The following is a 9,292-nucleotide window of genomic DNA, read 5'->3' as shown; positions in this document are numbered from 1 at the left end:
GCCAGATGGCGGCGCGGGGCGGGGAGTAGCCGGGGTCGGCAGATACTGACTTGATTGGGGGATAGCCGAGGCGGCTGACGAAAATCACTTACTACCCGGAGAGGGAGTGACACCATATGGGAGAACGAATTGGAGCGATGGTAGATGAGGATCTGAACAGCATTCTCGAAGCGATGGCAAACCACCATGACATCCCGAAGAGCAGAGTGATCGAACTGCTCCTCCGGGAAGGGGTCCAAGCACGCGAGATGCGGTACCGCTTCGAACAACTGGACGCGAAACTCGATCATGTTCTTGAGAACCTCGGCACAAGCACTACCGTCGCAAACACAGTCGAAGATCGATTCGAAACTATCAGCGAACGGCCGATGCCTGCCGGCGTCTCTGGTGTGGAGTTAGCCGACAGCCCACTACCGTACTTTCAGAGCGCAGGGAGCTATCCAGATCGGTCGGACGAAGAGGAAACTGTCAGGGATCAAGTCCGCGATGAACGGGAAACAGTTGAGGAGGCGACGAGAGGGGACAACTGATTGGCGGAGGATGGGTGAGACAGCACGATCCGAACAGCGACCAGCATCGAAGCCGACCGACGAACGAACTAGAAACAAGACCGGACCAGCGGCGACAGTGACCCTAGGGGACACCTGTTACGACGCGAGACCCAATGATGAGCAGCGGCGGCAGGCGGCGACAACAGCACCTACGGGTTACCGTCGCGATGCGAGACTGGGGAGTGGGGTGGTGTGTCGACGACATCGAGTGTTACGGGGATAGTTCGAGAGTGGAGGTGGGGGAGACGACGGCGGCGGGACACCACGACTGTGGGAGCGACGACGCAACAGCATCACCACCAATATCAACGAACTGGTGGCAAAGAGAGTTGATCTCAGTTCTTGCTACCGTAGATGTCGTTGATTGTATATTCATCGTCTATGAGAAGTGTATTTTTAGCTACCGGTGAGAGTGGAGTGTGATTTAACAGGAGTTTAAGACTACAGACAGATTCGACCGATACAACCACTCAAAGACGCAAATACAGTGGACGAGATTTGTGACACGAATACAAAAGTCACACTCGCTCGTCTAGCGGAATAGCACGATCCGAGGGAACTCCCCCGGCGCTAGGACGCCGGAGGAATCGTGCTGCCAACCCAATGACAGCAATCCAAAACACCAGGGTCAGAAGTCATAACTCTGTCTCTCAGAGTCCTACTCTCAAAACTGACCTAGTGACAGACACCCTCGTACAACTCGCACACCAGCGTGACAAAGCGCCCAGCAGCGCCCACGTCCAAACCATAGGTAATCAACCTCCCAAGCCGACCAGAGAGTCCCAGCCGTGGCGACAGGACACCCCGCATGAACCCCTCACTAATTACAGCTTGTCGAAGAGACGCCAACCACATCGACGGACAATCTCATCTACGGAGGCGAGCTGAATGACGGACACGCCCGACGAGACGACGTCACTCGCGGTCCCAATGGAACCCGATGTCGCGTTCGATGCGATTGGAAATAGTCGCCGACGCCGCGTCGTATTGTCACTGTCACGCGCTTCCAAAGCAGTCCCCACTAACGAACTTGCGGTCGAAATCGCGGCCATCGAAAACGCGATTGATCCCAGCAAGGTCGGCAGCGACGAACGTACGTCGGTCTATATCGCGCTGACCCAACAGCATCTCGAGACCCTCGATGAAGTCGGTGTAGTCGACTACGATGACCGATCTAAGACCGTAACCGCGACAGACGCAACTGAACCACTCGCCGAATACATCCGCCGGCTCCAGACAGCCTGCTACAAACCAGACTGCGAGGAAAGCGCATGACTGAGACACAAGCCCGTGCCCTCGCGACACTTCGAGACATCGACGCCCGCTTCCATCGCCTGTTCGAGGCGGTCGATACCGCCGACGGAACAGCAGCCACACCGTCCGCAGACCCCCTCGTCACACTCCGGCGAGCACGGTCGCAAATCGATACTGCGCTGTTCGAACACCAGCGTCGAACAGATGACGGTACACTCCCTGACGGTGGGTCATGTGTCCTCCAGTGGGACCCACCTCATACTCCACCACGACGACTTACCCTCGGCCCAGACAGCGACGGTGACAGTTGGACCCGCCGTGAACTCGAGTGGACAGGTGAACGCTGGCGTATCTGTGGTCGCGACAGTGTCACCGACGTCGCGATCAGCGCACCAGCGGAACCACGATATCCGGATCCCATCGACCCGCCGACGATCGAGACACAGCTTAACTGGATTCGCGGTACGTGGACTCATCCGGATCCAGACGTCCTCGTCTTCGATGCGACGGCGACAACTGAACAAGGTGTGCTTGGGGCCGTCGACGACGAATTGCGGTACCGAGAAGCCGGCAGCCCTCAGTGGGTCACCGTCACTGACGAAGCGGAACTCTACCACCACCTCCAGCAACAGGGCCAGCCGAGCATCAAGGCGCTCTCAGAGACCACATTGACACGCCACCACTTCACCCCCAGCCCACTCACCCGATGAGCGCAAACGAATCCCACCTCCCAGACGGGTACGCAAATCGTCTGTGTTCGCTTACGGAGACACTCACATCACTCCGTGAAACGATCGAAGGCGACCACACGCTCACAACTGACCAGCGGATGTTCGCCCGCCGCCTCCTGCATCTAACCAACCAGCCCATCAAAGAGGCCGAACGGATTCTTCCTGACCCAGATTGTGACGATGACCCGACCGGCGACAATACACTCGATTCTGCCAACGATTACGCGACTACACTCACTCGCGTGGAAGAACAGTTATGTTGGCTGATCCGCTCACTACAGGCTGCGTTGGCAGACGCCAACTGCGACGAGGCACCCGCTGAGAAGTTCACAACAGCGCTTGAGTACGCTACAGCGCTACGCGACATCATTCCCACGGTGCCGACAGAAAGCCCAGTCCTGGCCGCTCAAGCGGATATCACTATTGGCGAAATCGACCCACACGTTGGGGGTCGTGGTGACAGTGATGGGCGATGGCTCGAGTATCAACTCGATCGGGCACTCAACCGCTGGGGATACGGGGCGGCAAGACGACAGCACATCTTCAGCCTCGAGGTGGATGTTGTCGCTCGCCGACGAACGAAACAGCAGGAACCCAGCGATTGGATCGTCGCCCAGTGTAAAGACTGGACGACGGACCCAATCACACCATCAATACTCTTTCGGCTCTGTACAGTGGCGTTTGCCTGCCGTGCGATGCCAGTACTCTGTCACACAACCGAGCTCACTCCACGAGCCGAAAAACTAGCACGGGAACTCGAAATACGGGTACTCACGCTCAAGGACTTAGAGCGTGCAGAACTACCTGCCCCGCATGTGGCCAAGCCGACCACGAAACTTAATGAGTGGGGGCCGCAGTATCGGGCTCGAGAGGATCGCGGTTCGTTCCCACTAATGTTTCGTGGGGAGCCAGGGAAACGCTTCAGCTACGTCCCAGGCTTCACCCCGGTCGGTAAAGACGCCGACTACGAGCCGATCGAAAGCGACCAAGATGACGATGATACCCATCCTGCTGCTGGTCATTGACCCTAGTGAGATATTGTGTTAAGTAGCTAAACAGCCGGATTTGGACCTCTGTTCTCAGAGTTTTTTCTTCTTTGCGAGGATCTCAATTGTTGGTTTCACCGGCATTCACACCAGATCAGGAACTCTAGCTGATTCCGACTTCTACTGACGTACAGAGAGTAGTGACACACTACGCTTCTCATTTCGTGTGGAACAACGGCTCTGCGAAAACTGTAATATCATCTTCCGAGAAGTCGTAACAAGGATGCCAGTTCCCGTCGACGAACTCACGGCTGATAAGCCGTTTCCGGTTAAGCCAGAATCAAACGAGTACAAGGCCCTTAGCTTCCTTGTTACACACTACGAGTACGGATTCACGCCACGTGAAATCGCAGCTCGAACAGCCCTCGACAAGACAACTGCGTCAAACGTGATGGCTCGACTCTTTGAAACCGGCCTCGTCAAGCGAGTAGACGATGTGTACCATATTGAGCCACGTCAAGTCGATGAGCTAAAATATCGGCTTGAGTCGCTTGATTCGGCTGTCCGCCTGTTTGAGGCGACACCCAACGATGACAGCTACGCCGAAGAGGGCTGGGAACAAGAAGTTCCAAGCATCGATCCAGATGGGTGAATAGAGATATCTGGTGAGGGGAGTCAAGAAATAGTAATAGTGTGAGCAGAAGTTCTCATTATAGGAGTCGGGGTTCTTGCTCAGAGAGATATTACACGATGCTGATATGAGGTCAAAACGGGGGGTCTTACACACACACCCCCTTTGCGATATGTTCCGGATGTTCAGGGGTGGGGGTGGGTCGGTGAGAAGACACCGTGAAAACGGTGAAAACGTGGATATAGCACGTTTGATTGTCTGAGACGGCCGTTTTCTGATTAAGCTTTTCATAGGGAAACGCTTAATAAGAAAGCGCCTGAACAGGACCGCACCGCAATTAACATAGGTGTCGACGAGTGATCGAGGAAGGCACCTACCCGGCAGACAATACCGGCAGCTTTACTCTCGTTTTCTCTCGTGCTAGCGTCTCTCCACGCCGTTTTCGCTTGTGGTTGTTCCAGTTACCGGCATTCCCTACCCGGCCAAAACATCCCGAACATATCGCAAAGGGGGTGTGTGTGTGATTCGTTTCGGCTTACCGAGAAGAATACCCACGCCCTTACCAAGACATTCTAACGAAGGTGTCCAAACGACTTGGTAAGGTCCCCACAGCCTCTCCCGTGAACAACGGCATCTTATCATACCCAATAACGTGGGCGAAACCCAAATTAACCCGAGTTGATTCCGGCCGATATGGCCGCTGCGACACACAACGATCACCTCCAAGACCAGACTACAGAACCAAACGACGGCTTCTGGCGGCACACCTTCGAGCAGTTCATCGAAACGCTCCCTGAAGCGGCGTTTGTCGTCGACGACGCCGGCGACATCACCCAGTGGAATACAGCAACAGCCGACCTCCTCGGCCTCCCCGCAAGCGAAGCTGTCGGGATGAACGCATACGATGTCTTCGGCACCGAGGGTGAAGATGAGACCCTCGCGGAAGAGGTCGTCCGCACGGGAACACCCATCCGCGAAGAGAAGTTCCGATCCCCAGAACGGCCAGACGGCACGAAAGCACACGCCCGCGCGATCGGGACCCCGATCTAGACACCCACTGGCGAGGTCGTTGGGGCTGTCGAGTTGCTCTTCGATGTCACCACCGTCGTCGAACAGCGGGAGACGCTCACTGACCTCCAGGAAGAGCTCTCGGACAACGTCGAGACCTCGATGGAACGGCTGGGCGAGTCGACAACCGAGGTCGCGAACCGCTCGAACGAGATAACCCAGCTCGTCGACGAGCAAGCAACCGAACTCGAACGTACCCAAGGCGACGTCTCCGGATTCAGCGCCACCGTCGAGGAGATCGCTTCCAGCGCCGAGGAAGTGAGCAACCAGAGCGCCGAATCGAGAGCACTCGCCGAAGAGTCCGTCGACACCGCGAGCGAAGTCATCGACCAAGTGGATGACACAGCCGAGAAGTCAGCTACTGTCGCCGACGACGTCGCGGACCTCAAAGACGAGATCGAAGAAGTCGAGGAACTCGTCGGTGTAATCAACGACATCGCCGAGCAGACGAATATGCTCGCGTTGAACGCCAACATCGAGGCGGCACGGAGCGACAGCGACGGCTTCGCGGTCGTCGCCGACGAGGTGAAGAACCTCGCGAATCGCTCGCAGGAGCAAGCTGACGAAATCGAAGATATCGTCGCGAGGATCAAGGAGAAGGCTTCCAAAACCACCGCCGAAGTCGACGCAGCCAACGACGAGATCCAGTCTGCGAGAGACGACATCCAGGGCGTCCTCGAGAACCAGAAGCAAATTCTCACCGCAGTTGAGCAGACCGAGAGTGGGATCAGCGAGATTGCCGCTGCGACAGACGAACAGGCGAGCGTGGCCGAAGAGATGTCGAGTGCCGTCGACGACGTCTCCGAGCGGGCCACCGTCGTGAGCGAGGAAATCGCAGAGATCGCGGACGAAAACGAGAGCCAGACAGAGATAGTCTCCCGACTGACCCGGCAGGTCGAACAGATTGACCGGGAGCTCGCAGAGGCAATGAGCACGTCTGTTTGAGAAGCTCCCACTCTACAGACGGACGAGTACACCCCACCCCAGGTTTCCGCTCCAAATCCCCAGAATATCGATAGTTCAAGCCATCTCCCGCAGTCGTCTCTTCAGAGTCCACACACGGGGACCCCTAGTTTGGAGTGAGTTCCCCAGAAGACAAGGGACGACCTAACCACGGTCAGAAGCCCGAGAGACTGGCGAGTCAAAGCACGATGTATATAAAGAAGCTATAACGCTAACTTCTTGTTAGGTCTAATAGACAATTACAGCAGCTTATTCTCTACTTTTGTTGTTTGTTTATTGCCTTTACCATTACTTATATATTATAGTATAGTAGTAGTAGTGTAGAATATCTCGAGACGAACCGGTGGTTAGATTCTAGATCCTTTTAGTCTGTCTCTCCGTGGAAAAAGCAGTTTGAGACAACCTAGACAAGGCAGGAAGCGGAAGGTAACCCCAAATCGAACCCACGCCACAGACTGCTTCGTCTGGAATTTCTCGGTTCCATTGCGCCACCAATCCTCTTGACACACTCACTCCAAACCGGGGGTCCCCCCCCCTGTGTCAATTTCTTGATAATCTCACTCCAAACCAGGGGTCCCCTGTACCAGATCTCCAAGGGACTCACTCAAAACTGGGGGTGGGGTGAGACACTTCTCACTCAAAACTGGGGGTGGGATGAGACACTTCTCACTCAAAACTGGGGGTGGGATGAGACACTTCTCACTCAAAACTGGGGGTGTAGACCAAATTCTCATCCACGGCAAAACCCGAGCAGAAACCCATACACTCGACAAACTCACTCCAAATCAGGGGCAGCAGATTTATCATCCCCGCGCACAAGCCCGAACCATGGGCGACACAGGCGAAAGCGGGTTCTCGGTCGACCAGGTGATCGGGAACTCACCACGAATCTTCCAAAACAAGTCCCTCGTCTCGGTCGGTACTGTCCCCGACGAAGGCCGAATCGTCGGGCGGCAAGAGGAGATCACGAACGTCGCACTCAGCCTCGAGGATATCATCTATAACGACGTGCCAGACAATATCCAAATCTACGGGAAGACGGGCACCGGGAAGAGCCTCGTCTCACGGCACGTCTCCTCTAAAATCGCCGAACGCGCCGAAGAAAACGGCGTCCACGCGACCAACGTCTACGTCGACTGCAACGCGAACAACACGATCACCCGCGCTTCACGAACACTGTATTTCTCGGTTTTCGACGAGCTAGACGAAAAATACGGGATCAAAGCCCAACCTAGCATCTCTCCTCCACCGAAGCGTGGCGTAGGCTGGAAAACATACACCGAGGAACTCTGGGATATTGTCGACGACTACTACGACGGGCTCGTTATCATCCTCGACGAGATCGATCTGCTTGAAGACTTCAACAACCTGCTCCATGCTCTCTCGCGCGCCCGTGAAAACGACGAGATAGAGACCTACATCTCTATCGTGCTCATCAGCAACAAGACGACACAGTTCCGAAACAATGTCAACCAGCGCGTCAAAAGCTCGATGGGCGGGTCTGAATTCGTGTTCTCGGCGTACAACGCTGACCAGCTGGAGGATATCCTCGAGAATCGTCGCGATGCCTTCGAGGAAGGCGTCCTCGGTGACAACACGATCGGAAGAGCAGCAGAGCTCGCAGCCGACGAACACGGCGACGCCCGAAAGGCGATCGAGTTGCTGAACAAGGCTGGGATGATGGCGCGGCGAAATATGGACGAGACCGTCACAGAAGACCACGTCACCGAGGCAAGAGACCTCGTTGAAGCGGATCTCCTCTCGAAAAGCATCAGCACACTCCCAGACCAGGCGAAACTCGTCTTGTATACGCTGACGAAGCGGCTTAACGGAAGAGGTGACACCGTCTCAACGTCGCAAGTTTATGACCGCTACCAGACTGTCGCGAAAGACGTCGAGTCGAACGTCCTCGGGTACCAGCGTGTCTCTGACCTCCTCGATGAATTGGAATTCCTCGGCGTAACAATGAGCGAACGAAAGGGCCGCGGCGACAGACGTGGAATCAAAAAGGATCACGAGCTGAACCATCGCCCCGCGATCGTGCTGGCGGCGACACTGGCAGAAGACCCACGGCTCCAAGATTTGGAAAGTGTCTCCTCCCCGGAAGACATCCTCCAGTGAGATTCTGAGACTCAACCGCGCAGGGTTCGAGAAATCACTGTAATTTTTGGATGATATATATACAAACATATATAAAATATAATACTATATTTGGGTGGACTGGTGTCGAGAACTGAGCTCATTAATACCCGGCTCTATTGGTAGATCGCGATGTGACCGGCTCGCTTCTCGGCAACCGCCGAAGCTAGAGAATTAGAGTTTTCTCGCTCAAAATTAACCAGCCAACATATGTGATTCTACGTCTAGGTAGTCAGATCGATAATATCAGCTGTCTCGAATCGCTCCTAGGAGACACCCAGTCGGCGGAGTAGCACGCGCCAGGAGATGTCTCGTGCCCGCTATTCACCCATTGAGTCGTGATTTCGAAGCGTCCACTCGTCGATCACATCATCAACTGTACGGGCTGTTGTGACCAATTTGCCTACTTCGCGCTCAATGGAGTCTTCAACTGTGTAGACGACAAAAAAGTAGAGATAGCTTGCTGTATCAGACCAGTTGTCAGCCCATCCGTCTTTAGTTAAGCGAGAAACCGCGTGATAGCGGCGGCTTATCAAGGCATCTTTCGGAAGGAATGAGGAAGTCCAGTCTGTGTACGACAAGGACTCCTCATCTCGGATCATGCGTCGGCTCACTACACCATTCGTCTTCAGTTAAGCCTGATAGTAATATACCCTCTCAGATTATGCTTGTTGGTATTAAATATAGGAGAACTCACGGATGAGACACCAGCACCATTGAGAACAATCGATAACCAATCATCACAAACGGCGTTTTTTCTCCCCGTAGCCGGTGTGATTAGGCCGCGTTCGAGCGGAAAGCACGGCCATTGAGTATTAACTAAAGACGAATAGATCACAGAGCATTCGTCTTTAGCTAAGCCTCACACCTTGGTTGAGTAGCGGTAGCGAGCGTCTCTTGTAAGATCGGTCGTTGCTGGTGGATCTTCTGTGCGTCTTCGATCAGCCGCTCCAACAGCGGCGGTGGTGA

The 9,292-nt window shown here is 54.9% G+C and carries 8 protein-coding genes and 1 pseudogene; 8 read left to right on the top strand and 1 reads right to left on the bottom strand.

Going from position 1 to position 9,292, the window contains the following annotated elements; all coding sequences use genetic code 11:
* The first annotated feature begins 116 nt into the window (after positions 1 to 116).
* From EXE41_RS17935 to EXE41_RS17900, 8 genes and pseudogenes are all read left to right on the top strand, one after another.
* Positions 117 to 530, top strand: coding sequence for a hypothetical protein (locus EXE41_RS17935; RefSeq protein ID WP_137691711.1), 414 nt, complete (start codon positions 117 to 119; stop codon positions 528 to 530).
* A 137-nt stretch (positions 531 to 667) separates the two neighbouring features.
* Positions 668 to 961, top strand: coding sequence for a hypothetical protein (locus tag EXE41_RS17930; RefSeq protein ID WP_137691710.1), 294 nt, complete (start codon positions 668 to 670; stop codon positions 959 to 961).
* A gap of 478 nt (positions 962 to 1,439) precedes the next feature.
* Positions 1,440 to 1,826 (top strand): hypothetical protein, encoded by a 387-nt coding sequence (locus tag EXE41_RS17925; RefSeq protein ID WP_199240904.1) that lies wholly within the window; start codon positions 1,440 to 1,442, stop codon positions 1,824 to 1,826.
* Positions 1,823 to 2,515: a hypothetical protein gene (locus EXE41_RS17920; protein WP_137691709.1), complete on the top strand. Its 693-nt coding sequence runs from the start codon at positions 1,823 to 1,825 to the stop codon at positions 2,513 to 2,515. Before EXE41_RS17925 ends, EXE41_RS17920 begins: the two co-directional genes overlap by 4 nt.
* Positions 2,512 to 3,561 (top strand): hypothetical protein, encoded by a 1,050-nt coding sequence (locus EXE41_RS19430; protein ID WP_199240903.1) that lies wholly within the window; start codon positions 2,512 to 2,514, stop codon positions 3,559 to 3,561. Before EXE41_RS17920 ends, EXE41_RS19430 begins: the two co-directional genes overlap by 4 nt.
* A 244-nt stretch (positions 3,562 to 3,805) precedes the next feature.
* On the top strand, positions 3,806 to 4,174 hold the full coding sequence (locus tag EXE41_RS17910) for a helix-turn-helix domain-containing protein (protein ID WP_137691708.1): 369 nt from the start codon (positions 3,806 to 3,808) through the stop codon (positions 4,172 to 4,174).
* A gap of 672 nt (positions 4,175 to 4,846) precedes the next feature.
* Positions 4,847 to 6,166, top strand: a pseudogene (locus tag EXE41_RS17905) (methyl-accepting chemotaxis protein).
* A gap of 846 nt (positions 6,167 to 7,012) precedes the next feature.
* Complete coding sequence (locus tag EXE41_RS17900) at positions 7,013 to 8,305, top strand: Cdc6/Cdc18 family protein (protein ID WP_158294440.1); 1,293 nt, start codon at positions 7,013 to 7,015, stop codon at positions 8,303 to 8,305.
* 338 nt (positions 8,306 to 8,643) lie between these two features.
* Here the strand turns inward: EXE41_RS17900 and EXE41_RS17895 are convergent, their stop codons facing one another.
* Positions 8,644 to 8,925, bottom strand: coding sequence for a hypothetical protein (locus tag EXE41_RS17895; protein WP_137691706.1), 282 nt, complete (start codon positions 8,923 to 8,925; stop codon positions 8,644 to 8,646).
* Between the last annotated feature and the right edge of the window lie 367 nt (positions 8,926 to 9,292).

It is taken from the genome of Halorubrum sp. SD690R, assembly GCF_005435035.1.
Taxonomy (GTDB): Archaea; Halobacteriota; Halobacteria; order Halobacteriales; family Haloferacaceae; genus Halorubrum; species Halorubrum ezzemoulense.
This window is presented reverse-complemented; position numbering and strand designations above follow the sequence as displayed.